Source organism: Jatrophihabitans endophyticus (assembly GCF_900129455.1).
In the GTDB taxonomy this organism is placed as follows: Bacteria; Actinomycetota; Actinomycetes; order Mycobacteriales; family Jatrophihabitantaceae; genus Jatrophihabitans; species Jatrophihabitans endophyticus.
Genome location: NZ_FQVU01000001.1, coordinates 1,068,937 through 1,091,984, shown reverse-complemented (window position 1 = coordinate 1,091,984; position 23,048 = coordinate 1,068,937). Strand labels below are relative to the sequence as shown.

Here is a 23,048-nt window from a genome sequence, read left to right as displayed (position 1 = left end):
GGCCGGGCGGGACCGCGACCTGCGGCGACGGACCACCCGCCGCCGCTCACGCCGGGACCTTCGGGGCGATCTCGGGGTCTGCCACCTGCACCGCGACGCCGGCGGGCGCGGTGAACAGTGGCCCCCACGCAGGGTCGCCGACGAGCAGGCCGCGACCGGGCGGGTCGCCGGTGTCGGCCCGCGCGAACTGGTTCCGGTGCAGCCCGAGCAGCTCGGCGTCGATCGGGCCGGGGTGCAGCAGGACACCGCAGCGCTCCCGACGGACCTGGGCCGCGACGCCGCGGAACGTGGCCGCCAGTTCGTGGCTTCGTCCGGCGACGGCTGCGGCCAGCGGAGTCGCGTCGCTGCGCAACCATCGGCACAGGGCCTCGTCGATCGGGGTGTCGAGCCAGGTCTCGGCGTCGTCCACCAGCAACAGGGCCGGGCGACCGGGGGCGGGACCGAGCGATGCCGGGTCCGCGGGTGCCAGCAGCCGGGCTCCGTAGCGCCGTGCCGCGGCCGCCACCGGTGATCGCGGCGGCGCCAGCACGGCGACGTCGTGCCCTGCCCTGCGGCCCTCCTCGAGCAGCGTGAGCAGCAGGGTCGAGCGGCCGGAACGGGGTGGCCCGGCGACGAGCAGCCGGGCCCGATGCCCGAGCACGTCGACGGCGCACGGCAAGGCCTCGTCGCCGCCCACGCCGAGCAGGTAACCGGGACCGGTCGGCGGCCCGTTGCCGGGGCGGGCCCCCGCGGTGCCGGCCGCGTCGGTGGCGAGCTGCGCCCGCAGCTGCGCCAGCGAGACCCGAGTCGGCAGCGGGCGCAGCCGCAGGCGGTCGCGGCGCTCACCCGGCGGCGGTCGCCGCGCGAGCTCGGCCACGGCGGCGCGGTCACCGTCGAGCCCGGGCGTCGGGCCCGGATGAGCGAGCTGGAAGGTGGCACCGTCGCCACCACGCACCCCGCGGCCCGGCGGCGGATCGGCCGGCAGGGCGCCGGCGGGGACGCCGGCCAGGGCGTAGTCGACCGGGTCGGTGAGGGCCAGGACGAGCCGCTGCCCGAACGGGGCCGCGAAACGCGGCAGCAGCAACTCACGGCCGCCGGCCACCACGACCGTCAGCCGCGGACCCGTCGACCGCAGCAGCCGCGACAGCGCAGCGGACCAGCGGGCCGCCTCGGCGTCGTCGCGTTCGGCGAGCAACCGGTCCCAGTCGTCGATGAGCAGCAGCGAACGCGGCGCCTCGCGCTCGTTCGCCCCCGGGCCGTGCTGCGCATCGAGTCGGTCGAGCAGGACCGGAGTCATCGCGGCGCAGTGGCGGGTCACGGCCGTACCCAGCTGCGGGAGGGCGGACAGGGCGGCCGTCAACGTCCCGGAGCCGTCCACGACGTGCACCTGCACCTGTGCCGGTGCCGCCCGGCAGGCGGCGACGGCGATCGTCAGCAACGCCCCGGTGCGCCCGGACCTGGCGCGCCCCACGACCAGCACGGTGTCGTCGTGGGCCGGGTCCACCGTCAGGTTCGGCTGGCTCTGGTCGTCGGGATGGTCGACCCGTCCGATCGCGAACGCCGGAGCCGCGACCGGGTCGGCGACGTCGGTCAGGGCGAGCCGGTCCGGCAGCGGCGGCAACCACGGCGCGCGAGCGGGCGGGAATGCGCCGCGCGCGGCGCTGCGTCGCAGCAACTCGACCAGCGAACCGATCTCCCCGTCCTGCTGCTCGTCGCCGGCACCGGGCCGCCGCCACCCGTCCAGCAGCTCCACGACGGGTGTCGCCGAAGGCGCCGCGCGCACCGTGGCGGTCTGCACTTGCCGCAGCGACGTCCCGGTGCGCAGGTAGCAGCGGCCGGGCTGTCGAGGATCGAGCAGGGCCGCGTCGCCGACGTCGACGACGTCGAGGGACTCGTCGGCGTCGGTGACCCGCAGCGCGATGCGCAGCGCCGTGTTGGCGCGGATCTCGGCGGTCACCGCCGAGCCGGGTCGCTGCGTCGCCAGGATCAGGTGCACGCCGAGCGAGCGCCCACGGCGGGCCACGCCGACGAGGCCGCTCACGAAGTCGGGCAGTTCGCCGGCGAGCTCGGCGAACTCGTCGACCACGACGACGAGACGCGGCAGCGGCTCACCGCCGCGGCACCGGCGGTACGCGTCGAGGTCGTCCGCTCCGGCCGCGGACAGCAGCTGCTCACGGCGCCGCAACTCGGCCTGCAACGAGCGCAGCGCCCGGACGGTGGACCGCTGGTCGAGATCGGTGACCAGCCCCGTCGTGTGCGGCAGGCCGGCACAGTCGGCGAACGTGGCGCCTCCCTTGTAGTCGACCAGCAGGAAGGTGACGGCGGTCGGCGGGTGCGCGACGGCCAGGCTCAGGACAAGGGTGCGCAGCAGCTCAGACTTGCCGGAACCGGTGGTGCCGGCCACCAGCGCGTGCGGCCCGTCGGCGGCCAGGTCGACGGTCACGGGCCCGTCGCGCGACATGCCCAGCACCGCGCGCGGCCGCCCGTCGGAGGCCGACCACGCCGCCAGGACGTCGTCCGGCGAGGAGCGGGAGTCGGCGGTGCCGAGCAGGTCGCCGAGCCGGCACCGTTCCGGCACGCCGACCCGCCGGCCGTCGACCAGCGACGCCAGCGATCGCGCGAGCTCGATCGACCACGGGGCGCTCACGCGGTCGGCGATCGCGTCCGTCACGCTGAGACCGCCGGCGGCCCAGCTCTGGACGGCGAGCCGGCTCCCACCGGCGACGATCGCGGTGCGGCAGCAGTCGGGCAATGCGGTATGGCCGTCGACGGCCCAGATCGCGGTGACGCCGCGCCGGGCGCCGTCGGCCAGCACGGCGGCGAGGTCGGTGGTGCCCACGCCGGCCGGATCGTCGATCACCAGCACCGTCCACGGACCGGCCCACGGGGCGGGGAGCTCGCCCTGGCGGCGCGTCGCGTCGCGCTCGCGCGCGGCGAGCCGGGCGAGGGTCGCGGTCGCCGCCGCGGCATCCGTCGCGGGCTGCGAGCGCACGTGTGGCAGCCACCGGGCCCACCGCCACCCCGCCTCGCGCCCCGGGCCCGTCAGCAGCACGATCTCGAGATCGGCCGGTGAGTGCAGCGTGGCGAGCTGGCCGACCAGCCAGCGCATGCTGCCGGCCACATCGGCGGCCGGCCCGACCACCGCGAGCGGGCCCGCGCGGAGCGGCACGACGACCGGGACGAGCGACGCCGTGCCGGCCGGACGGGGTTCCCGATGCGGCATCGGGCCGTCCTCGCGCTCGTCGCGCACCTGGAGCAGGGACGGCAGGTCGGCGGTACCGACACGGACCGCGAGGTGGTCGGCGTCGGTCCTGCGCCGCTCCCACAGCCGGGACCCGGGCAGGTGCGCGAGCCACCCGACGGTGGCCGGGTCGGGGTTGGCGGTACGACGGGCCGCGACCTCGGCGGCCAGCCGGGCGGCGACCTCGGCCGCGGCCGCGGCCACCCGTCGCCGGTGCGACGCGTCGGTGCGGCGCCGTGACCGGCGCCAGTGCAGCCGGTCGCCCAACGCGCCGGAGAGCATCACGACGGGGGACAGGAGTGCGAACAGCAGGAACTGCGGCGTCGCGAACGCCCAGGCCATCGCGGCCCCTGCGAGAGCGGGCACCACCGCGGCCACCCACTGCACGTGGGCCGGCCGTGCGGCGTAGCCGGCGACCGGGAGGTCGATCACCGCGCCCGGCGCCTCGGCCCGAGCCCGCGGCGGCCGGTGGACGACCACCCCGCCGTCGGGGGCGGCCGACAGCGTGGCGCTGCGCTGCCCGCCGAGATCGCCGACGCACAGCAGTGAGTTGCCGACCCGCACGAGCGCGCCGGGCGGCACCGCTCGCCCCTCGGGGCCGACGTCGACGCCGTCGACGGCGGTGCCGTTCGTGGACGACAGGTCGGTGACCTGGACGGCGCCGCCGCCGACCACCAGGCTCGCGTGCCGCCGCGACGCCTGGTCGTCGTCGAGCACGACGTCGCACTCGGACCCGCGCCCGACGGTGAGCGTGCCCCGCCGCAGTGGCACCGGCTCGCCGGTGGTGGCGCCACCCACGACGCGCAGCTCCAGCAGCCCCGTGGCGCGAGGGGCCGGAAGCGCGTGGAAGGCGACGAGCGAGCCGGCGGGCAGCTCGAGGGAGCCGAGCGGCGTCCGACCCTCGAGCGGCCGGACGGTGGACCCCGCCGTCGATCGGACGCGGGCGCGCGGGATCGCGCCGTCGTCGGCGCCCGCCGCGGCGCGCAGTGCCGGCAGCACCTCGGCCAGCGTGACCTGCCCCGCCGACACGACGGCGACGTCCCGCTCGCCGGCCGGCCCGGAGACGGTGAGTTCTGTTCGCACGCCCGGCAGTGTGCGGTCGGACGACGACAGTCACGGCATCGCTTCCGGCCGGCCTGTGGACAACCCGACGTTGTCCACAGGCGATGGCCGAGGGGGCCGCGACGTCGGGTCGCCGACCTACCGTCGCCGTGTCCAGTCCCGCCGTCGTAGGAGACGCCGTGCCCAGCCTCAAGGTCACCCCCACCCAACTCGTCGGCCTCGGCGGCACCGCCCACCGGGTCGCCGGCGACGTCCGCGGTCAGCACCACCAGTTGCGAACCCAGCTCACGCCGTTGTTCGGGGCCGAGTGGTCCGGGGTCGCCGCCGCCCAGTTCGCCACGCTGTACGAGAACTTCGACCAACACGCACGCGGTCTCGCCGACGCCCTCGACGGGATCGGGGCACTGTTGCAGCGCGCCGGCGGCACCTACGCCGACGCGGAGGCCCACATCGCCGCGTCCTTCCGATGACGCCGTGGCCGCCCGCCGACTCGACGTCGCCGCGGGCGGCGGGCGTGGCGTCGGCTAGCGTCGGGACACGTGAACGGGTCGGTGCTGCCGGGGGTCGAGGCCGCGTTCGTCGAGCACTTCGGGCACCGCCCGCAGCGGGCCTCGGTGTCTTTCGTCGGTGTCGACCCGATCGAGGTGCTGCGCTTCGAGCCGATCCCGGGTGAGCGGGCCTACCTGTCGCTCGGCATGTCGCGCCATCCCATGACCGGTGGGGCCGAGTCCTTCGTGGCGGTCGACGGCCCGCGGGCCGAGCTGATGCTGCACCTGCGCGACCCCACCGACCAGCACGCCGACGTGTGGCGTCGACTGGCAGTGCTGGCGGCCGCGCCGGCGGTGGAGTCGGTCGTCTACACGGCCGGCCTCACCGTCGATCTGGGCGAGCCGTTGACGCCGGGTTCGGCGTGCACGGGCGTGGTCGTCACCGAGTCCCCACTGCCGGTCATCGCAGCGCCGCCGTCGCAATCGCCGCCGTCGCAATCGCCGCCGTCGCAATCGCCGCCGTCGCAATCGCCGCCGTCGCAATCCCCGCCGTCGCAATCGCCGCCGCCGGCGCCGTCGCTGCCGCCGCCGGCGGAATTGCCGCTGTCGTCGCCGGTGTCGTCGTCGGGCGTGACCGTCTTCCAGGTGCTGCCGGTGACCTCCCACGAGCTCGCCTGGGCGCGGGCGCGAGGGTCGGCGGGCCTGCTGGAACGGCTGCGCGGCCCGGAGGTGGACCTGCTCGACCTGTACCGCCGGTCGGTCGCGCTGGACTGACGCGGAGTCGGGGCCGCCCGAGCCGATCGGATCGAGGCTCACGCCACGCCGGCACGCCCCGGACGAGCCCCGGGGCGCGCACCCAGCAGACTGGCCTGCGCAACAGACTGTCCCGCAGCAGCCCACGACGCAGGAGGCGACGCACGTGCAGTTCGGTCGGATCTACGAGGAGTTCGAGGTCGGCGCGATCTACAAGCACTGGCCCGGGAAGACGGTCACCGAGTACGACGACCATCTGTTCTGCCTGCTGACGATGAACCACCACCCGCTGCACCTCGACGTCAACTACGCCGAGCGCACGACCGACTTCGGCAAGAACGTGGTGGTCGGCAACTACGTCTACTCGCTGCTGCTCGGCATGTCCGTGCCCGACGTCAGCGGCAAGGCGATCGCCAACCTCGAGATCGAGTCGCTGCGCCACGTCGCGCCCACGTTCCACGGCGACACCATCTACGGCGAGACGACCGTGCTGGACAAGACACCGTCGAAGTCCAAGTCCGACCGCGGCATCGTGCACGTCGAGACGATCGGCTACAAGCAGGACGGCACGATCGTGTGCATCTTCCGGCGCAAGGTCATGGTCCCGACGCGCGAGTACATCGACGCCCGCGGCGGCGAGCAGCCGGGTCGGCCCGAACCCACGCCGCGCGAGAAGAAGTAGACGACCCGCGGGTGCCACCCGACGGCCGGTCGGCACCGCTCAGCCCGGCAGCACCGACCACGTGGTGAGCGCGTCGAGCAGGCCGGGTGCGAGCGGCAGCCCGACCAGCTCGTCACGCGTCACCCAACGTGCGTCGAGCGCGTCGTCCCCCGCCCGCAGCCGGCCGTCGCGCAGGCTGCGGGCGTCGGGACGGCACAGGTAGTCGTCGATCACGTACACGCCGCCGGCCGGCGCGGCCCGTTCGACGCGGCCGATCCAGCGCACCACCTCGACACCGACGCCGGTCTCCTCGCCGACCTCGCGCACGCAGGCGAGATCGGGTCGCTCGCCGATCCGGCACCGGCCGCCGGGCACCGACCACGAACCCGCCGAGGGGGCCTGGCCGCGCCGGATGAGCAGCAGCCGGTGGCGAGGATCGAAGACGAGACCACCCGCGCAGGGCCGACGCACGCCGTCGGTCATCGGAACTCCGTTCCTGCGGCGCGGCGTCCCGGCACCGACGCTCGCGTGCGGTATGAACGAACCCGTGCGGGCCGAGGCAGCTCGCACGGCCGTCATGCGTGCCGACAGCTGTGCCGACAAAGGGGGACGACACCGTGAAGCTCGCCGTCGTCGGGCTCCTCGCCGCCTTCGTGCTGTTCTACATCATCACGTCGCCGGACCAGGCCGCGGACATCGCCAACGGCAGTTGGAACTTCGTCGTCAAGGTCGCGCACGGCATCGGCGACTTCGTCGACAAGCTCGCGTCCTGATCGCTGCGTGACTCCGCCGTGCCCGAGCTGCTCGAGTCGGAGAAGGGCCGGCCGCAGTACGAGGTCCGGCAGCACCGGATCGTCCTGCTGATCCGCAAGCCGCGCAAGCACTGGGTCATCCTGCTGACCGCGCTCGCCCTGCTCGGCTACCTGTTCCCCGCGACCTTCGCGATCCCGGCGGTGGTGGTGGCGGCGCTGCTCGGCTTCATGCGCTACCGGCTGTGGGCCGCCGAGCGGATCGTGCTCACGCACAAGCGCATCGTCCACGTGTACGGCGTGCTGGAGACGACCCGGGAGGAGGCGTCGCTGCGACTCGACCGCATCTCCGGGCTGCGGATCAAGGAGACGTTCTGGGGACGGCTCTGGGGTTACGCGACGATCTACCTCGAGGCGCCCGGGGAGCATCCCGGTCTGAAGCGGCTGTTCCGCATCGCCCGACCCCATCCGTTCTACGTGCGGCTGCGCAGCGTCGTGTTCGGCGAGCCGCACGCCGGTGACCCCGACGAGGGACCCACCCACCACACCAGTGACCAGGTCACCGACGAGCTGCCCGACCTGTCGCGGCTGTCGCGCCTGCGCCGGCGCGGATAGGCACTCGCGACCCGGCGCCCGGGCACACCGGCATGGGCACCGCCGGGGCCGGCGGCCCGATAACCTGGACCTCCGCCATGCGAATCGACCTCCACACCCACAGCACGGCCTCCGACGGCACCGATACCCCGGCCGAGCTGGTCCGCGCCGCAGCCGAGGCCGGGCTCGACGTCGTCGCCGTCACCGACCACGACACCACCGCGGGCTGGGACGAGGCGCTCGCGGCCCGGCCCGCGGGGCTGACCGTGGTGCGCGGCGTCGAGTTCTCCTGCGTCCACGAGGACGACGCCGGTCGGCGGATCAGCCTGCACCTGCTGGCGTACTTCGTCGACGCCGAGGACGCCGCGATCCGGGCCGAGTGGCAGCGGCTGCGCGACAGTCGCGTCACGCGCGGCCGGACCATGGTCGAGCGTCTCGTCGCCGACGGCTACCCGATCAGCTGGGCGCAGGTCGAGCGGCTCGCCGCCGGCGGCTCCGTCGGCCGGCCGCACATCGGCCGCGCGCTGGTCGAGGCCGGTGTCGTGCCCGACGTCACCACGGCCTTCGGGGACCTGTTGACCTCGCGGCGCCCGTACTACGTCCGCAAGGCCGACACCGACGTCTTCACCGCGATCCGGCTGGTGCGCGGTGCCCGCGGCCTGCCCGTCTTCGCGCACCCGCTGGCGCGGCGTCGCGGCCCGGTCGTCGGCGACGACGTCGTGGCCGCCATGGCCGCGGCGGGGCTGGTGGGCCTCGAGGTCCATCACCCCGACCACGACGCCGGCGACACCGCGCACGCCGCCCGGCTGGCCGTCGAGCACGGCCTGCTCGGCACCGGGTCGTCGGACTACCACGGCACGAACAAGACGACGCCGCTCGGCGCGCGGCTCACCGACCCGGCGGTGTACGAGCAGCTGCTCGCGCTCCCGGCCGCGCTGACGCCGGTCTCGTGACCGAGCCCGAGCAGCTCGCGTTCGACGCCATGCCCCGGCGGCTGTTCGCGTGCACGCCGTCCCGGCTCGCGACCTTCGGCTGCCCGCGGCAGTACCGCTTCACCTATCTCAAGCGGCCCGCGCCGCCGCGCGGGTTGCCGTGGGCCCGCAGCACGGTCGGGGCCGTCGCCCACGTGGCCCTGCACCGCTGGTGGCTGCTGCCGCGCTCGCAACGCGTCCCCGAGCAGGGGATCGAACTCGTCGAGCGGAACTGGTCCAGCGCGGGGTTCCGTGACGACCGGCAGTCGGCGCGTACCTGCGAGCTGGTCGCGGACTGGGTGGCGGCCTACCTGCGCGAGCACGTCGACCCCGCCGACGAGCCGGTGGGTGTCGAACGCACCGTCGCGGCGCGGACGGCGCGGCTCGCGCTGTCGGGACGGGTCGACCGCATCGACGATCGGGCGGGCGAGCTCGTCGTCGTCGACTACAAGACCGGCCGCCGGCCGCCCACCGTGAGCGACGTCGCGGCCTCGGCCGCGCTGGCGCTCTACGCGCTCGGCGTGCGGCAGACCCTGCACCGCGACTGTCGTCGGGTCGAGCTGCACCACCTGCCCACGGGCACCGTGGCCGCCTTCGAGCACACCGAGGAGACGTTGGCCGCCGCCCTCGCGCGAGCCGAGCGCACCGCGGAGGGGATCGAGACCGCGGCCGACCGCAGCGCGCGCGGCGTCGCCGCCGACGTCGCGTACCCGCCCGTCCCGTCGCCGTCGTGCGCGTGGTGCGACTTCCGTCGGCAGTGCCCGGCGGGGCGTGCGGCGTCCGAGGAGCTCGTGCCGTGGGCGGGGCTGCCCGACGCGGTCGCCTGAACGCGCCGCGTCAGCGCCAGAAGTCCGTGAGGTGCCGCAGCAGCGCGGTCGGGTTCTCGACGGCGGCCGAGTGGGCGGCACCGGGCACGACCTCGTACCGCGCGCCGAGCCGCCGCGCCATGTCCTGCTGCGCAGCCGGCGGCCAGGCGTCGTCGTCCGCCCCGTGGACGACGAGCACGGGCACGCCGGTGGCCGCGAGCTCGGCGACGCGGTCGGGCTCGGCGCGCAACGCCGAACCCATGCCCGAGAGCATGGCGGGGTCGCCGGTGACGAAGCGGCGCTCGAGGAAGGTCAGGAGCTCCGGCGGGGTGCCCGGCTCGACGGCCGACACCGACTGCAGTGCCGCGTACACGCCGGGCAGCCCGCCCTCGGCGAGCACCGGCTCGAGCAGTTCGATCAGGGCGCGGCGCGCGCCGCCGAGTTCGGCCGGGCCGGACGACAGCAGCACGAGCGACTCCACCTGCTGCGGTGCGGCGATCGTCGCGGCCCGGCAGACCAGGCCGCCGAACGAGTGGCCGAGCAACCGCACGCGCGGACCGAGGGCGGCGCCGGCCGCGCGCACGACCGCGGCGAGGTCGGCGACGCCGTACGCGGAGCCCGGCGGCAGGCCCGGCGACTCGAACTGCCCGGGCAGGTCGATCGCGACCGCACGCAGGCCCGCGTCGGCGAGCGGGTCGAGCAGCGGCGCGAAGTCCTCCTTGCTGCCGGTGTAGCCGGGCACGAGCAGGACCGGGGGTGCCGTCGTGTCGCCGGAGCACAGCGTGGCGAGCCGGGCACCGTCGGCGACGAGCTCGCCCCGCACGGCCTGTCCCGCGTCGAGCTGGGTGGCCATCAGCGGTAGTAGGTCGCGCTCGTCGGGCCCGCGACGAGCAGGCCGGCGCCGACGGGCAGCACCCGCGCGCCCGCCGCCGAGCGTGGTAACGCGTAGCGGTGCGTGGTGCGCCCGGAACCGGCGGCGAGTTCGAGGACGCCGCGGTCGCCGTCCGGCGCCAGGATGCGTCCGCCGCCGCCCGACGCGGACGGGGTCAGCGTCGGGCGGGACGCCGCGACGCGCGTCCACGCGAAGGCCGACCCGCTGCGCAGGGCGTAGGCGGTACCGCGGTACCACAGCAGGTGGAAGGTGTCGCTGCCCTGCGCGACCACCGCGGCGGCGTCACCCGACGGCGGTCGGAGCGGCAGCGAGCCGGTGGCCGCGCCGGTCTTCGGATCGAGGACGCGCAGCCGTGGTTGCGCGGTCGGCTCCACGACGGTGACGGCCTGCCCACCGGTGACCGGCAGCCAGCCCTGGGTGTTCGGGACCGACCAGGTGAGGAAGTCCGGGTTCTTGTCCTTGTCGGCGTCGCTCACGCCGCCCGGATTGTTGAGGGGGCGCAGGACCAGCTGCGGCCCGGCGCGGCAGAACTTCTGACCCGTACAGGACGGGGCGTCGCACCGCATGGCGATGAGCGCGCCGGAGCCGCCGAGCACCGCCGACCCGATCGTGCAGCCGGGGCGGTCGAAGACCCAGTAGTCGACACCGGTGTTGACGGACACGACGTAGATCGACGTGCGGGACGTGAGCACGAGCTGGTCGTTGTAGATCCGCAGGGAGGCCGGCCCCTGGAACAGTGCGGCGTCCTCGTCGAGGGTGCGGGTCCAGGAGCGGGTGCCGGTGGCCGTCTCGAGCGCGGTGACCTGGTCGCATCCGGACGAGCCGCGCAGCGCGACGACGCTCACCCCGCCGGACTGCAGCACCGAGCAGACCGTGCGGTCGGAGCGGGTGTAGGACCACACCACCGCACCGGTGAGGGCGTTGCGGCCCCGCGCGCTGTGCCGCCCGTAGGTGACGACGACGCCGCCGTCCTGCGGGTCGCCCAGGGCGACGGAGTCCGACGTCTGCCACCGGGCGCGCAGGTCGCCGTTCGTGGGTGCGGGGGCGACCGACGGCAGCGGCCGGTCGGCCGTGTGCAGCGTGGTGTTCGCGACCTCGCCGTGGCTCCAGGCGACGGCCACGACGACCACCGCGACGACGACGACGAGGCCGACGACGGCCGCGTACCAGCCCCGCCGGCGCCGCAGCTCGGCCCGGTACCGGCCGAGGGCCTGCTCGGACCGCTCGGCCGAGTCCCGGTCGGCCGGCGCTGACGCGTCGGTCGTCACGGGTCAGTCGGTGGACGCGCTGTCGTCGCCGCTCGGCGCCGGGCCGGCGCCCTCGGCCGCGCCGGCTGCTCCCGCCGCACCGCCTCGGCCGCGTCCGCCGCGGCGACGGCGTCGCCGCGGCGCGGTGCCCGCCTCGCCGCCACCGGCGTCGGTCCCGCTCGACGCGGTGGCCGAGTTCGACGACGCGGACGGTGCGGACGACGCGGACGCGTCCGGCGCGGACTGCGCGTCCGGCGCCGCCGCGCCGCCCTCCACCGGCTGCCCCGCACGGGTGCGGCGCCGGCTGCGGTTGCGGGCGGGGCGTTCGCCGCGCTCGGTCCGCTCACCGCGCTCGGGACGGCTGCCCCGCTCGCGCGAGCCCGGCCGTCGCCCGTCGCCGGCGCTGCGGCGCGACGCGTCGCGGCCGCCGAGATCCTCGATCTCCTCGGCGTCCAGGCCCGCCCGGGTGCGCGCCGCCCGCGGCAGCGTGCCCGAGGCGCCCTCGGGGATGTCGAGCTCGAGGTAGAGGTGCGGCGACGTCGAATAGGTCTCGACCGGCTCGTGGAAGGGCAGCTCGAGCGTGTCGCAGATGAGCTTCCACCGCGGGATGTCGTCCCAGTCGACGAAGGTGACCGAGCTGCCCTTCTTGCCCGCGCGTGCCGTCCGCCCGATGCGGTGCACGTACGTCATCGCGTCCTCGGGGGCCTGGTAGTTCACGACGTGCGAGATGCCGTCGACGTCCAGGCCGCGGGCGGCGACGTCGGTCGCGACCAGGGTGTCGACCTTGCCGGAGCGGAACGCGCGCAGCGCCTGCTCGCGGGCGCCCTGGCCGAGGTCGCCGTGGATGGCCGCGGCGGCGAAGCCGCGGTCCTCGAGGTCGTCGGCCACCTTCTGCGCGGTGCGCTTCGTGCGGGTGAAGATCAGCGCCAGACCGCGTTCGCGCGCCTGCAGGACCCGCGCGAGCATCTCGGCCTTGTCCATGGCGTGGGCGCGGTAGACGAACTGGTCGACGTGCGAGGTGCTCGGCGTCTGGGTGTCCTGCTCGGCCCGGATCTGGATCGGCTGGATGAGGAACTGCCGCGCGAGCGCGACGATCGGCCCCGGCATGGTGGCCGAGAACAGCATCGTCTGCCGGCCGGCGGGCACCATCGCCAGCAGCTTCTCGATGTCGGGCAGGAAGCCGAGGTCGAGCATCTCGTCGGCCTCGTCCAGGACGAGGATGCGGGCGCTGGACAGCGTCAGGTGGCCCTGCTGGGCGAGGTCGAGCAGCCGGCCCGGCGTGCCGACGACGACGTCGACACCCTTCTTCAGGGCCTCGATCTGCGGTTCGTACGCGCGGCCGCCGTAGATGGTCAGGACGCGCGCGCCGACGTGCTTGCCGGCCTCGGCGAGGTCGGCGGACACCTGGACGGCGAGCTCGCGGGTCGGCGCCACCACGAGGGCCTGCGGCAGCGCGCCGGGGCCGCCGGGCAGGTCGATGCGGTTGAGCAGCGGGACGCCGAAACCGAGCGTCTTGCCCGAGCCGGTGCGGGCCTGCCCGATGAGGTCGTTGCCGGCCAGCGCGATCGGCAGCGTGAGCTCCTGGATCGCGAAGGTGCGCGTGATGCCGACGTCGGCGAGAGCCCGCACGATCTCGGGGTGGATGTCGAAGTCGCTGAACGCCGGGCTCTGGGCGTCGACCGGGGCGCGGGCGGCGAGCGGTGCGGCGTCCTCGGGGGTGACGGCCTCGGCGGGCAGGTCGGTACGGTGGTCGGCCTCGGCGGCCGAGAGTTCTTCGGTCATTCGCATCCTTGTCTCGGGTGCGCCGACCGTGGGGGTTCGTGGTGCGCCTACGACCCGTTCGGCCGATGCCGGAAGGGAGGCGAGCCCGAGATGGTGCTGCGGTCAACGCGCAGAATCATGAGTACTGCGCCCCCAGTCTAGGCGTACGGCGCGTTAGCCTGCCGACGTGCCTTCTCCCGACGCCGTCGTCGACCTGCTGGGCGTGCTCGCCTACGGCGAGCTCAGCGCCTTCGACCGGCTCGCCGACGACGCCCGGATGGCACCCGATCTCGCCGGTCGGGCGGAGATGTCGGCGATGGCCGCCGTCGAGTTCGGCCACTACCGACTGCTCGCCGACCGCCTGGTCGCACTCGGGGCGGACCCGGCCGCGGCCATGGACCCGTTCACCGCGGCGCTGGAGACGTACCACTCGCTGACCGAGCCCTCGACGTGGCTGGAGGGCGTCGTCAAGGCCTACGTCGGCGACGGCATCGCGGCCGACTTCTACCGCGAGGTCGCCGCCTTCGTCGACGCCGCCGACCGCGACACCGCGGACCTCATCCGCGACGTGCTCGCCGAGGGGGAGCGCGCCGCGTTCGCCGTGCGTGAGGTCAAGGCGGCGGTCGCGGAGCGGCCGGCGGTGTCGGGACGGCTTGCACTGTGGGCTCGGCGGCTCGTCGGCGAGGCGATCAGCCAGGCGCAGCACGTGCTGGCCGACCGCGACTCCTTGATGCTGCTGCTCGTCGAGGGCAGCGGAGACCTCGCGGGGGTGGCGACGCTCATCTCGCGACTGACCGACCGCCACGAGGAACGGATGACCGCGCTCGGCCTGAGCAGCTGATCGCGCGTCACGGCGCCACCGGGTGCGGCTCCCCGGCCGCCGTGGCGCGCCGGGCGTCGACCGCGGGCGCCGCGGCGGCGGCGATCGCGCACAGCAGCAGCGGCAGCACGAACGCGTGGCGGATCTCGACGAGGTGCGTCAGGGGTCCGATGACAGCCGGCCCGGCCAGCATGCCGAGGTAGCCGAGCCCGGCGACGCGGGAGACGTTGGCCCCGGCGGTGGCCGGGTCGGCGTGCCCCGCGGCGCTGAACAGCTGCGGGACCGTGCCGGACAGCCCCAGGCCGAACAGCGCCCAGCCGACGATGGTGACCGCGATCGAGGGGGAGAGGACGACGATCGCGAGTGCCACCGCGGCCACCGCGGCACCCCATCGCAGGATCGCCACCGCTCCGGCACGGGCCGCCACCCGATCGGCGACGAACCGGCCGACGGTCATCGCGCCCGCGAAGGCGCCGTAGGCCAACGCGGCCGTCGCGGGTGAGACACCCAGGCCGTCACGTGCGGCGATCGTGCTCCAGTCGTTCGCGACGCCCTCGCTCAGCATGAGCATGAACGCGACGGCGGCCAGCACCCGGATGCGCCGCCGTGTCGCTGCGTGCGCAGGGGCCGACGAGCTGTCGGCGTCGTCGGCTCCGGCTGCGGTGACGTCGGCGGGCGATGCGCTCGGACGTGCCGGGAGCAGCGCGCCGACGGCCAGCAGGGCGAGGACGGCGCCGATGGCCGCGACGATCGACAGCGTGACGCGGGGCGAGAGCTCCCACGCGAGCGTGCGCGCGCCGACCAGCGCCGCCGCGAACCCGCCGACGGAGAAGACCGCGTGGAAGGCCGACATGACCGGGCGCGCGTACCCGGCCTCGACCTGGACGGCGTGCGTGTTCATGCTGACGTCCAGGCACCCGTTGCCGAAGCCGAGCACGAGCAGCGCGAGGCCGAGCGTCCAGCCGTTCGTGGCCAGGCCGGGACCGGCGAGTGCGACGCTGCACAGGACGGCGCTGACCGGCACGACCCGGCGCGCGCCGAGCCGGTCGGCGAGCGGCCCGACGATGTGCATGCCGGCGAACGCGCCGAGTCCGAGCAGCAGCAGCAGCCAGCCGAGGGTGGCGTGGGAGATGCCGGCGCGGCGCTCGATGGTCGGGATGTGCACGACCCACACGCCGAGCAGGAAGCCGTTGAGGCCGAAGTAGCCGAACGTCGCCGCACGGGCACGCCGCAGCGGCGCGGCGACGGAACGGGTCGGGGCCGCGGATCGGGTCACGATCGACACGATAACGAACATGAAACGTGTGCGAGAACTTGCCTTCCGAACAGATGCAGGCTTCACTGTGGCGCGTGAGCGACGCAATCCGGCACCGCGCGATCGCCGACGCCGTGCTGCGCGCCGGTGAGGCGTCGGTGGCGCAGCTGGCCGCCCTGACGGGGACGTCGGAGATGACGGTCCGTCGCGACCTCGACGTGCTGGCCGCGCAGGGCGTCCTCGCGCGGTACCGCGGGGGTGCCCGCAGCCTGCTCCTGCGCGGCGAGGAACCGCCCTTCGGTCTGCGCCGGCACGACGGGGTCGAGGCCAAGCGACGCATCGCGGCCGAGATCGCAGCGCTGATCGCCGACGGCGAGTCCGTGCTGCTCGACAGCGGCACCACCTGCCTGGAGGTCGCGCGTGCGCTCGTGGGCCGGCGGGTGACGGTGATGCCGCTGTCCCTGCACGCGGTGAACGCGCTCGCCGACGCCGCCGAGGTCACGCTGCTCGTGCCGGGCGGTCAACCGCGTCGCGGCGAGCTCGCCCTCACCGGTCCGCTGGCGCAGGCCGCGATCGGGTCACTGCGCTTCGACACCGCCGTGCTCGGCTGCTGCGGCCTCACGCCGGGGGACGGCCTCACCGCGTACGACCTCGCCGACGCCGCCGTCAAGCGCGCGGCCATCACCGCGTCGCGGCGAGTGGTCGCCGCGACCGAGGCGGCGAAGCTCGACCGGGTCGCGCTTGCTCACGTCGCGCCCGCGACGGCCCTGGACACCCTCGTCGTCGACGACGACGCCGACCCCGACGTGCTGGCGCAGTTCGGTGCCGCCGGCGTCGCCGTCCGCACGGTGTGACACCCGCCAGAGCGGGCGCGGCCGCCTGATTAGCGCACGAGAGCGCTAATCAGGGCTGTCACCCCGTGACGAAGCCGACGCGACGGGTGTCGGCCTGCGCGATGTCGATGTAGGCGATCAGGTGCGCCGGCACGATGACCTTGCGCCCCTTCTCCTCGGTCAGCACGAGCTGGCCGTCGGTGCTCTTCAGTGCCTCGGCGACGGCCTGCTCGACCTCGTCGGGCGACTGCGCGCTCTCCACGACGACCTCGCGGGCCGTGTGCAGCACGCCGATCTTGACCTCCACGCCGATCCTCCAGCTCGTCCTTGCGATGTGCCGTCAACGCTAGCCGAGGACGGCGTCGTCCGCCGCGCCGCCCGCTGCGCTGTCGGCGAACGGCCCCCGTGCGGCGGTCAGCCCTGCCGGGGGAAGTTCGAGATGCCCCGCCACAGCAGCGACTCCAGCAGGGCGATCGCGTCGTCCTGCGACACGGGACGGTCGCTGGCGAGCCACCAGCGGGCCACGACCTGGGCCGAGCCGGTGAGCGCGGTGGCCAGCAGCTCGGCCTCCGGACGGCCCAGGCCGGTGTCGGCGGCGACCGTGTCGGCCACCGCGGTCATCGTCCGCTCGGTGACCGACTCGACCTTGTTCCGCACCTCGGGGTCGTTCACCAGGTCGCTCTCGAAGATGAGCCGGAACGCGCCGTCGTGGTCGTCACGGTCGACGAAGGAGAAGTACGCGGAGAGCACGGCGTGGATGCGCTGCTGGTTGTCGTCGGTGGTCGCGAGGGCCTGGACGACGGCGTCCGCGAGCGCCGCGGCCTGCGTGTCGAGCAGGGCGAGGTAGAGCTCGCGCTTGCCCGGGAAGTGCTGGTAGAGCACCGGTTTGGAGACACCGGCCCGCTCGGCGATGTCGTCCATCGCCGCGGCGTGGTACCCGTTCGCGACGAAGACGGCCTGTGCGGCAGCGAGCAGCTGCTTGCGGCGCGCCGACCGCGGTAAGCGGGCGCCGCGGCCCACCTCGGACTGCGCGACGCTGGCCATGGCGGCGAGCCTACCGGTCGGCGAGCATGGCCCCGGTGATGCGGACCCGGTTGCCGTCGGCCAGGACGGGGGCGAACAGGTCGCCGTGCTCGTCGACGCGGGCCAGGACCTCGTGCGCGGTGAACGACAGGTGCTGGCCGGCCTCGACCTCGTCCCACGTGAGCGGCGTGGAGACCGTCGGCTGCGGGCGGGCCCGCAACGAGTACGGCGCGACCGTCGTCTTCGCCGGGTTGTTCTGGCTCCAGTCGACCAGGATCTTCTCGGGACGCAGCGACTTCAGCATCCGCGAGACGACGAGATCGGGGCGCGCGCGCTCCAGTCGGCGCGCGATCGCGTGGGCGTAGTCCGACGTGTGGGCCGGGTCGTCGACCTCGACGGGGACGCTCACCTGCATGCCCTTCGACCCGGACGTCTTGGCCAGCGGCGTCATGCCGTCCTCGACGAGCAGATCGCGCAGCAGCAGGGCGACCTCGCAGCACTCGACGATCGTGGCCGGCGGCCCGGGGTCGAGGTCGAAGACGACGAGATCGGTACGCGGTGTGCGCGCGCGCCGGGGGATGCGCCACTGCGGCACGTGGAGCTCGAGCGCGGCGAGGTTGGCGAGGAAGACGAGCGTCGGGAGCTCTTCGACCACGATGTAGTCGATCGTCTCGCGGTTCTTCGTGGAACCGGGTGCGGGCAGATTGATTGTCCGCACCCACGACGGCGTCGAGCGGGACGCGTTCTTCTCGAAGAAGAACGTGTCGTCGACACCGTTCGGGTAGCGCTTCACGGTCAGCGCGCGGTCGGCGAGGTGGGGGAGCAGGACGGGCGCGATGCGCGAGTAGTAGTCGATGACCTCGCCCTTGGCGAAGCCCGCCTCGGGGTAGAGCACCTTGCCCAGGTTCGACAGCGTCAGCCGGTGACCGTCGACCTCGACGGTCACCTTCTCGCCCTTGTCAGGCATCCCCGTGCGCCTCCTCGGGTCGTTTGTCGCTGCGTATCCCGCGGAACACGGGCTGGCGGAGCACACCGTCGGACGTCCACATGCTGAAGCCGACGTCGACCACCACCGTCGGCTCGACCCAGTGCGGCACCCGGCCGCGCTGCGGTGCCGGGAGGCCCGCCAGCGGGGGCGTCGCGCGGTCGACGAGGCGCTCGTGCAGCGCGGCGACCACCCGAGCGGACAGCCCGCTGCCGACACGACCGGCGTAGCGCCACCCGGTGTCGGTCGCCATGCCGAGCACCAGCGCCGACGGGGTCCTCGGGTGCTCGCGCGCGGCGTCCCACCCGAGCACCACGAACTCGCCGCTGCGCAGGAAGCGCAGCTTGCGCCAGTCGTCGTGGCGGCGACCGGCCCGGTAGGGCGAGCCGAGCCGCTTGGCGACGACGCCCTCGAGGCCGTGGCTGCGTGCGACCTGCTCGGTCGCGCCGCCGTCGTCGAAGGACGGGCTGACCGTCCAGCCCGGGTGCTCCTCGGCGAAGCGTTCCAGCGTCGCGCGCCGCTCCTCGTACGGGCGTGCGGTGAGGTCCACGCCGAAGCGGCGCAGGACGTCGAAGGCGACGTAGGTGACCGGTACCTGCTCGACGAGCCGGCGCAGCTCGGTGCTGCCGCGCACGTGCATGCGCAGCTGCAGCCGACCGAAGGACGGGCGGCCGTCGTCGAAGGCGACGATCTCGCCGTCGAGCAGCGCGTCGTCGATGCCCCGGGCCTGGGTCACGAGCTCCGGATACCCGTCGGTGACGTCGTTGCCGGCCCGGCTGCGGATGCGGATCCGGTCGTCGGTGACGTCGAGCAGCGCCCGCACGCCGTCCCACTTGAACTCGTAGGCCCACCCCGGCCCGGACGGCAGTGCCGTCACGGTCGTGGCGAGCATCGGTTCCATTGCTCGACCGTAGCGGCGTGCGAGCCGATGACAACGCTGTGCGCCGCCCCGGGCCGGTGTGCCGTGCTCGCCCGGCGGGTAGGAGCCTGATCATGCCTCGACCCGACGTGCTCGTCCTGGTGCTCGCCGGCGGGAAGGGGTCACGCCTCGACCTGCTCACCGCCAATCGCGCGAAGCCCGCCGTCCCGTTCGCCGGCTCGTACCGGCTGATCGACTTCCCGCTCTCCAACTGCCTGCACAGCAACATCGCCGACGTGTGGGTGCTGCAGCAGTACCAGCCCGCGTCGCTCAACGACCATCTGGCCAACGGCCGGCCGTGGGACCTCGACCGGACGACCGGCGGCCTGCTCGTCCTGCCGCCGTACCAGGGGTCGGGCCGCGGTGGCTTCACGCAGGGGACGGCGGACGGGCTGTGGCGCAACGCCCAGCTGATCCGCGACGTCGAACCCCGCACGGTCGTGATCGTCAGCGCCGATGCCGTCTACCGCCTGGACTACGCCGATGTCGTGCGCGGGCATCGCGAGTCCGACGCGGTGATGACGATGGTGACGACGCGGGTCGATCGGGGCGACGCGAGCCGTTACGGCGTGGTCCAAATCGAGGGAGACGACGAGGTCGACGGCGCCCGGGTGAGCGACTACGCCTACAAGCCGGACGAGCCGAAGTCCGACCTCGTGTCCAACGAGGTGTTCGTCTTCGAACCAGATCACGTGCTGTCGTTGCTCGAGCGGCTGGCCGACGAGGCGACGGACCCGGACGAGGAGGGGTTGGGCGACCTCGGCGACGCCCTGCTGCCCGCTCTCGTCGACGAGGGGGTCGTGCGCCAGCACCGGCACCGCGAGTACTGGCGCGACGTAGGGACGATCGAGGCCTACTGGGCGAGCAACATGGACTTCATCGCCGCACAGCCGCCCATCGACCTGGACGACGAGCAGTGGGTGATCCGCACGCAGGGTGGCCACCGCTCGCCGGCATGGTTCGCCGACTCCGGCACGGCGTCGGGCAGCCTGGTCGGGGCGTCCGCGCGGGTCGCCGGAACCGTCACGCGCAGTGTGCTGTCGCCCGGCGTCGTCGTCGAGGAGGGCGCGCACGTCGAGGACAGCGTGCTGCTGCCCGGCGTCGTCGTCCGCGCCGGCGCGCATGTCCGCCGCAGCGTCGTCGATGACTCCGTCGAGATCGGCCGGGGCGCGATCGTCGGCGGGGACGACGGCATCGCGCTGCTGGGCGACTTCGTGTCCGTGCCGCCGGGCGAGCGCATCGAGGCGGGCGCGCGGTACCCGGCGGAGGACCACGACTAGCGCCATCGTCGACAGTTGACGCGTCGGCACGTGGGAGGCGAACGATGATCCTGTCCGAGGTCCGCGATCCCCGGTTGATCACGATCCGTCGCGGTGGGGCGCTCACCGACGCCGACCACCATCGGCTGGCGCTGTGGGCCGCGACGTGCGCGGAACACGTGCTCGCGCTCTTCGAACTCGCGCGGCCCGACGACCCCCGCCCGCGCGGTGCGATTGCCGCCGCCCGCCGCTGGGTGGCCGACGAGATTCCGATGATGCAGGCGCGGGCCGCGGGTGGTCACGCGATGGGAGCGGCCCGCGACCTGCGGGGTGCGCCTCGCTTCGCCGCGTACGCCGCCGGCCAGGCTGCCGCGGTCACGCACGTCGCGGACCACGACCTCGGCGCGGCCGCGTACGCCATCAAGGCCGTCCGCGCGGCCGCGCCCGCCGCCGACGCCGTCGCCGCCGGGCGAGCGGAGTGCCGCTGGCAACAGCGCCGGTTGCCGGTCGAGGTGCGCGACCTCGTCCTAGACGACCAGCGCTTGCGCAATCACCTCTGCTGGTGGGCGTTCGACGGGTGACAACGCGTTGCGGTGTCGTCGGAAGCCTTGTCCGACATGCCCCGAGCGTCTATAATCGAACGCATGACCACGATGATCGGCGACGCGGCGGATGCGCTGCTGACTGCCGAGCTGTCGTCGTGGGACGAGTCTTCGTTGTTGGACGCCTGGCGGGAGGTGGAGCGGCTGCGGAACCGGTTGGCGGCGGTGGAGCATCGCTTTGTCGCGGAGGAGGAGCGGCGGGGGTTGCCGTTCACGCACGGGGCGCGGAACCCGGCGGGGTTCGTGCGGGCTCTGTTGCGGGTGCATCCGCGGGAGGCGGTCGCCCGGGTGGCTGTGGCGTCGGCGGCGGCGCCGGTGACCACGATGACCAATGAGGTGGTGCCGGCGCCGTTCCCGCGGGTCGCGGCGGCGCAGGCGGCGGGGTCGATCTCGCCGCGGCACGCGGCGGTGGTCGTGGCGGCGGTGCAGCGGCTGCCCGACGTGGTGCAGGTCGAGCACGGCGCCCGCGTCGAGGCCGAGCTGGTCGAGTACGCGACGCAGTTCGATCCGCACCAACTCGGCACGCTGGCGCTGCGGGTGACGACGCTGCTGGATCAGGACGGCGCCCTGGCCGACGTCGCCTACCGCGAGCGGCACCGGGACCTGACGATCCGGCAACGCCCGGACGGGTCCGCCAGCATCAGCGGGGAGGCGACCGCCGAGCTGGCCGAACGCCTGCTCACGGTCCTCGATGCGTTGGCCGCGCCGAGACCGGCTGCGGACGGAACCAGGGACCTCCGCACGGCGGGGCAGCGTCGCCACGACGGCCTGCTCGACGCCCTCGACCTACTCCAACGCGCCGAACTACTCCCGTCGGTGGCCGGGATCAGCACCACCGTCCTGCTCACCACCACCGCGGCCAACTGGTCCAGCGGTGACGCCGTCGCCGTGACCGGCCACGGCGCCATCCTCCCCACCCGCGAAGCCATCCGCATCGCCGGCGGCGACACCCGCGTGATGAGCGTCGACCTCGACGAGCACGGCGCGGTCACCGGCCACACCGACACCCGGAGACTGTTCACCGAGACCCAGCGCCTCGCCATGATCGCCCGCGACGGCGGCTGCACCTTCCCCGGCTGCGACACCCCGCCCGCCTGGACCCAAGCCCACCACGTGGTCGACCATGCGAACGGCGGCCGGACCACCATCGCCAACGGCGCCCTGGTCTGCGGCCACCACCACCGGAGTCACGCGAAACAAGGCTGGCGATCCGTCATGAGAGACGGCCGACCCGCCTGGATCCCCCCACCCTGGCTCGACCCCCACCGACGACCCCGGACCAACGCTCGCACCCGGCCCGGCTGACCACCAGACCGTCGGTCGTCACGCGCGGGTCGCGTGGGTGAGCCAGTGTCGGAGCTGTGTCGCGAGGGCGACGGGCTGGTCGAGCTGTATCAGGTGGCCGGCCTCCGCCACCAGCGCGAGCGTGCTCGTCGGGATGGCCTCGTGCAGCCGGTGGGCCCGGTCGGCAGGGATCCACGTGTCGTTCTCGCCCCAGATGATGTGTGTGGGGGTGGTCAGTCCGGGAAGCAGGGGTTCGAGTTCGGCGGTGAGACGTTCGTCGGCCTGGGCGATCTGGCGGTAGAACGCCGCCTGGCCCTCGTCGTCGCACCACGGCGCGGTGAGCATGGCCAGGTCCTCGGGTCGGAGGCCACGATGGCTCGCGCCCGAGATGTACGCCTCCAACGCCCCACGATGAACCGCCGCAGGCAGCTGCGCGAAGACGTTCGCGTTGTCCTTGACCAGGGTGAAGAACGGTGATCCCCAGGGCCGGAGGGCGACGACGTCGACGAGACACAGCGATGCGTAGGCGACGTCGTCGAGCAGATGGGTGCGTAGCGACACCGCACCGCCGTAGTCGTGAGCGACCACGTGCGGGCGGTCGAGGTCACAGTGCTCGAGCAGGGCCGTGAACGCCGCACCCTGCACACTCAGGTCGACGTCGTGGTCGGCGCGCTTCGACGACGCCCCGTAACCGGGCATGTCCCAGAGGTAGACGGTGAACTCGTCCGCCAGGGCCGCCGCGAACGGCGCCCACAACCGCGAGGACCAGGGAGTGCCGTGGCAGAAGACCAGCGGTGGGCCCGAACCCCGCCGTGTCCAGGCGATCTGCCGGCCCAGCCAGTCGAAGCGCCGGTCCAGGATCAC

The 23,048-nt window shown here is 74.2% G+C and carries 23 protein-coding genes; 12 read left to right on the top strand and 11 right to left on the bottom strand.

All coding sequences use genetic code 11. From position 1 onward, the window contains the following. Nucleotides 1–46: 46 nt before the first annotated feature. Nucleotides 47–4,303: a type VII secretion EssC family protein gene (locus BUE29_RS05110; protein ID WP_073386577.1), complete on the bottom strand. Its 4,257-nt coding sequence runs from the start codon at nucleotides 4,301–4,303 to the stop codon at nucleotides 47–49. Between the two features lie 158 nt (nucleotides 4,304–4,461). On the opposite strand from BUE29_RS05110, the gene BUE29_RS05105 reads away from it, so the two are divergent. The 3 genes from BUE29_RS05105 to BUE29_RS05095 all read left to right on the top strand — a co-directional run bounded on the left by BUE29_RS05105 (nucleotide 4,462) and on the right by BUE29_RS05095 (nucleotide 6,205). Further along, nucleotides 4,462–4,752, top strand: coding sequence for a WXG100 family type VII secretion target (locus BUE29_RS05105; protein WP_073386575.1), 291 nt, complete (start codon nucleotides 4,462–4,464; stop codon nucleotides 4,750–4,752). A 69-nt stretch (nucleotides 4,753–4,821) separates the two neighbouring features. After that, nucleotides 4,822–5,544 (top strand): suppressor of fused domain protein, encoded by a 723-nt coding sequence (locus BUE29_RS05100; protein WP_073386573.1) that lies wholly within the window; start codon nucleotides 4,822–4,824, stop codon nucleotides 5,542–5,544. Nucleotides 5,545–5,689: 145 nt separating this feature from the next. Continuing rightward, entirely contained in the window at nucleotides 5,690–6,205 is a 516-nt protein-coding gene (locus BUE29_RS05095) for a MaoC family dehydratase (protein ID WP_073386571.1), read from the top strand. Nucleotides 6,206–6,244: 39 nt separating this feature from the next. Here the strand turns inward: BUE29_RS05095 and BUE29_RS05090 are convergent, their stop codons facing one another. Next, nucleotides 6,245–6,667 carry an NUDIX domain-containing protein gene (locus BUE29_RS05090; protein ID WP_073386569.1) on the bottom strand — a complete coding sequence of 141 codons (423 nt, stop codon included), beginning with the start codon at nucleotides 6,665–6,667 and terminating at the stop codon, nucleotides 6,245–6,247. 134 nt (nucleotides 6,668–6,801) lie between these two features. Here BUE29_RS05090 and BUE29_RS22350 point away from each other — a divergent pair, with 134 nt between their 5' ends. The 4 genes from BUE29_RS22350 (at nucleotide 6,802) to BUE29_RS05075 (ending at nucleotide 9,325) form a co-directional block, all read left to right on the top strand. Continuing rightward, the gene (locus BUE29_RS22350; RefSeq protein WP_159440825.1) at nucleotides 6,802–6,957 is read left to right on the top strand and encodes a hypothetical protein; all 156 of its coding nucleotides are present in this window, start codon (nucleotides 6,802–6,804) and stop codon (nucleotides 6,955–6,957) included. An 18-nt stretch (nucleotides 6,958–6,975) separates the two neighbouring features. Further along, nucleotides 6,976–7,548, top strand: a complete 573-nt coding sequence (locus BUE29_RS05085) for a PH domain-containing protein (protein ID WP_073386566.1) — start codon at nucleotides 6,976–6,978, stop codon at nucleotides 7,546–7,548. A 77-nt stretch (nucleotides 7,549–7,625) separates the two neighbouring features. Then, on the top strand, nucleotides 7,626–8,480 hold the full coding sequence (locus BUE29_RS05080; RefSeq protein ID WP_073387165.1) for a PHP domain-containing protein: 855 nt from the start codon (nucleotides 7,626–7,628) through the stop codon (nucleotides 8,478–8,480). Beyond that, a complete protein-coding gene (locus BUE29_RS05075) occupies nucleotides 8,477–9,325 on the top strand; it encodes a RecB family exonuclease (protein ID WP_234971355.1) in 849 nt (282 codons plus the stop codon). Before BUE29_RS05080 ends, BUE29_RS05075 begins: the two co-directional genes overlap by 4 nt. Before the next feature lie 10 nt (nucleotides 9,326–9,335). Here the strand turns inward: BUE29_RS05075 and BUE29_RS05070 are convergent, their stop codons facing one another. Genes BUE29_RS05070 through BUE29_RS05060 form a run of 3 tightly spaced genes read right to left on the bottom strand, consistent with a single transcriptional unit; the run spans nucleotide 9,336 to nucleotide 13,225 of the window. Continuing rightward, nucleotides 9,336–10,157 carry an alpha/beta fold hydrolase gene (locus BUE29_RS05070; protein ID WP_084180696.1) on the bottom strand — a complete coding sequence of 274 codons (822 nt, stop codon included), beginning with the start codon at nucleotides 10,155–10,157 and terminating at the stop codon, nucleotides 9,336–9,338. After that, nucleotides 10,157–11,464, bottom strand: a complete 1,308-nt coding sequence (locus BUE29_RS05065) for an outer membrane protein assembly factor BamB family protein (protein WP_073386562.1) — start codon at nucleotides 11,462–11,464, stop codon at nucleotides 10,157–10,159. Before BUE29_RS05065 ends, BUE29_RS05070 begins: the two co-directional genes overlap by 1 nt. Before the next feature lie 3 nt (nucleotides 11,465–11,467). Then, nucleotides 11,468–13,225: a DEAD/DEAH box helicase gene (locus tag BUE29_RS05060; RefSeq protein ID WP_073386559.1), complete on the bottom strand. Its 1,758-nt coding sequence runs from the start codon at nucleotides 13,223–13,225 to the stop codon at nucleotides 11,468–11,470. Between the two features lie 166 nt (nucleotides 13,226–13,391). Between BUE29_RS05060 and BUE29_RS05055 the strand changes: the two genes are divergently transcribed. Continuing rightward, nucleotides 13,392–14,045, top strand: a complete 654-nt coding sequence (locus BUE29_RS05055) for a ferritin-like fold-containing protein (protein ID WP_073386556.1) — start codon at nucleotides 13,392–13,394, stop codon at nucleotides 14,043–14,045. 7 nt (nucleotides 14,046–14,052) lie between these two features. Here the strand turns inward: BUE29_RS05055 and BUE29_RS05050 are convergent, their stop codons facing one another. Further along, nucleotides 14,053–15,300, bottom strand: coding sequence for an MFS transporter (locus tag BUE29_RS05050; RefSeq protein WP_234971354.1), 1,248 nt, complete (start codon nucleotides 15,298–15,300; stop codon nucleotides 14,053–14,055). A gap of 74 nt (nucleotides 15,301–15,374) precedes the next feature. On the opposite strand from BUE29_RS05050, the gene BUE29_RS05045 reads away from it, so the two are divergent. Further along, nucleotides 15,375–16,133, top strand: a complete 759-nt coding sequence (locus BUE29_RS05045) for a DeoR/GlpR family DNA-binding transcription regulator (RefSeq protein ID WP_073386554.1) — start codon at nucleotides 15,375–15,377, stop codon at nucleotides 16,131–16,133. A gap of 58 nt (nucleotides 16,134–16,191) precedes the next feature. On the opposite strand, the gene BUE29_RS05040 is transcribed toward BUE29_RS05045, so the two are convergent. From BUE29_RS05040 to ligD (BUE29_RS05025), 4 genes are all read right to left on the bottom strand, one after another. Beyond that, nucleotides 16,192–16,419 carry a DUF3107 domain-containing protein gene (locus tag BUE29_RS05040; protein ID WP_073386551.1) on the bottom strand — a complete coding sequence of 76 codons (228 nt, stop codon included), beginning with the start codon at nucleotides 16,417–16,419 and terminating at the stop codon, nucleotides 16,192–16,194. Nucleotides 16,420–16,526: 107 nt separating this feature from the next. Next, the gene (locus BUE29_RS05035) at nucleotides 16,527–17,156 is read right to left on the bottom strand and encodes a TetR/AcrR family transcriptional regulator (RefSeq protein WP_073386548.1); all 630 of its coding nucleotides are present in this window, start codon (nucleotides 17,154–17,156) and stop codon (nucleotides 16,527–16,529) included. Between the two features lie 10 nt (nucleotides 17,157–17,166). After that, nucleotides 17,167–18,102: a non-homologous end-joining DNA ligase gene (gene ligD / locus BUE29_RS05030; RefSeq protein ID WP_073386546.1), complete on the bottom strand. Its 936-nt coding sequence runs from the start codon at nucleotides 18,100–18,102 to the stop codon at nucleotides 17,167–17,169. Then, nucleotides 18,095–19,021: a non-homologous end-joining DNA ligase gene (ligD, locus tag BUE29_RS05025; RefSeq protein ID WP_084180694.1), complete on the bottom strand. Its 927-nt coding sequence runs from the start codon at nucleotides 19,019–19,021 to the stop codon at nucleotides 18,095–18,097. The genes ligD (BUE29_RS05030) and ligD (BUE29_RS05025) overlap by 8 nt, the downstream gene beginning before the upstream one ends. 92 nt (nucleotides 19,022–19,113) lie before the next feature. Here ligD (BUE29_RS05025) and BUE29_RS05020 point away from each other — a divergent pair, with 92 nt between their 5' ends. The 3 genes from BUE29_RS05020 (at nucleotide 19,114) to BUE29_RS05010 (ending at nucleotide 22,205) form a co-directional block, all read left to right on the top strand. After that, complete coding sequence (locus BUE29_RS05020; protein WP_073386543.1) at nucleotides 19,114–20,319, top strand: glucose-1-phosphate adenylyltransferase family protein; 1,206 nt, start codon at nucleotides 19,114–19,116, stop codon at nucleotides 20,317–20,319. A 44-nt stretch (nucleotides 20,320–20,363) separates the two neighbouring features. Then, nucleotides 20,364–20,879, top strand: coding sequence for a putative immunity protein (locus tag BUE29_RS05015; protein ID WP_073386540.1), 516 nt, complete (start codon nucleotides 20,364–20,366; stop codon nucleotides 20,877–20,879). A gap of 63 nt (nucleotides 20,880–20,942) precedes the next feature. Continuing rightward, complete coding sequence (locus tag BUE29_RS05010) at nucleotides 20,943–22,205, top strand: HNH endonuclease signature motif containing protein (RefSeq protein ID WP_073386516.1); 1,263 nt, start codon at nucleotides 20,943–20,945, stop codon at nucleotides 22,203–22,205. Between the two features lie 18 nt (nucleotides 22,206–22,223). On the opposite strand, the gene BUE29_RS05005 is transcribed toward BUE29_RS05010, so the two are convergent. Then, nucleotides 22,224–23,048 (bottom strand): alpha/beta fold hydrolase, encoded by an 825-nt coding sequence (locus BUE29_RS05005; protein ID WP_073386515.1) that lies wholly within the window; start codon nucleotides 23,046–23,048, stop codon nucleotides 22,224–22,226.

Coding starts and splice junctions, on each gene's coding strand:
- BUE29_RS05090 (WP_073386569.1), bottom strand. CDS start 6,667: ATGACCGACGGCGTGCGTCGGCCCTGCGCGGGTGGTCTCGTCTTCGAT.
- BUE29_RS05080 (WP_073387165.1), top strand. CDS start 7,626: ATGCGAATCGACCTCCACACCCACAGCACGGCCTCCGACGGCACCGAT.
- BUE29_RS05070 (WP_084180696.1), bottom strand. CDS start 10,157: ATGGCCACCCAGCTCGACGCGGGACAGGCCGTGCGGGGCGAGCTCGTC.
- BUE29_RS05060 (WP_073386559.1), bottom strand. CDS start 13,225: ATGACCGAAGAACTCTCGGCCGCCGAGGCCGACCACCGTACCGACCTG.
- BUE29_RS05035 (WP_073386548.1), bottom strand. CDS start 17,156: ATGGCCAGCGTCGCGCAGTCCGAGGTGGGCCGCGGCGCCCGCTTACCG.
- ligD (WP_073386546.1), bottom strand. CDS start 18,102: ATGCCTGACAAGGGCGAGAAGGTGACCGTCGAGGTCGACGGTCACCGG.
- ligD (WP_084180694.1), bottom strand. CDS start 19,021: ATGGAACCGATGCTCGCCACGACCGTGACGGCACTGCCGTCCGGGCCG.
- BUE29_RS05020 (WP_073386543.1), top strand. CDS start 19,114: ATGCCTCGACCCGACGTGCTCGTCCTGGTGCTCGCCGGCGGGAAGGGG.
- BUE29_RS05015 (WP_073386540.1), top strand. CDS start 20,364: ATGATCCTGTCCGAGGTCCGCGATCCCCGGTTGATCACGATCCGTCGC.
- BUE29_RS05010 (WP_073386516.1), top strand. CDS start 20,943: ATGACCACGATGATCGGCGACGCGGCGGATGCGCTGCTGACTGCCGAG.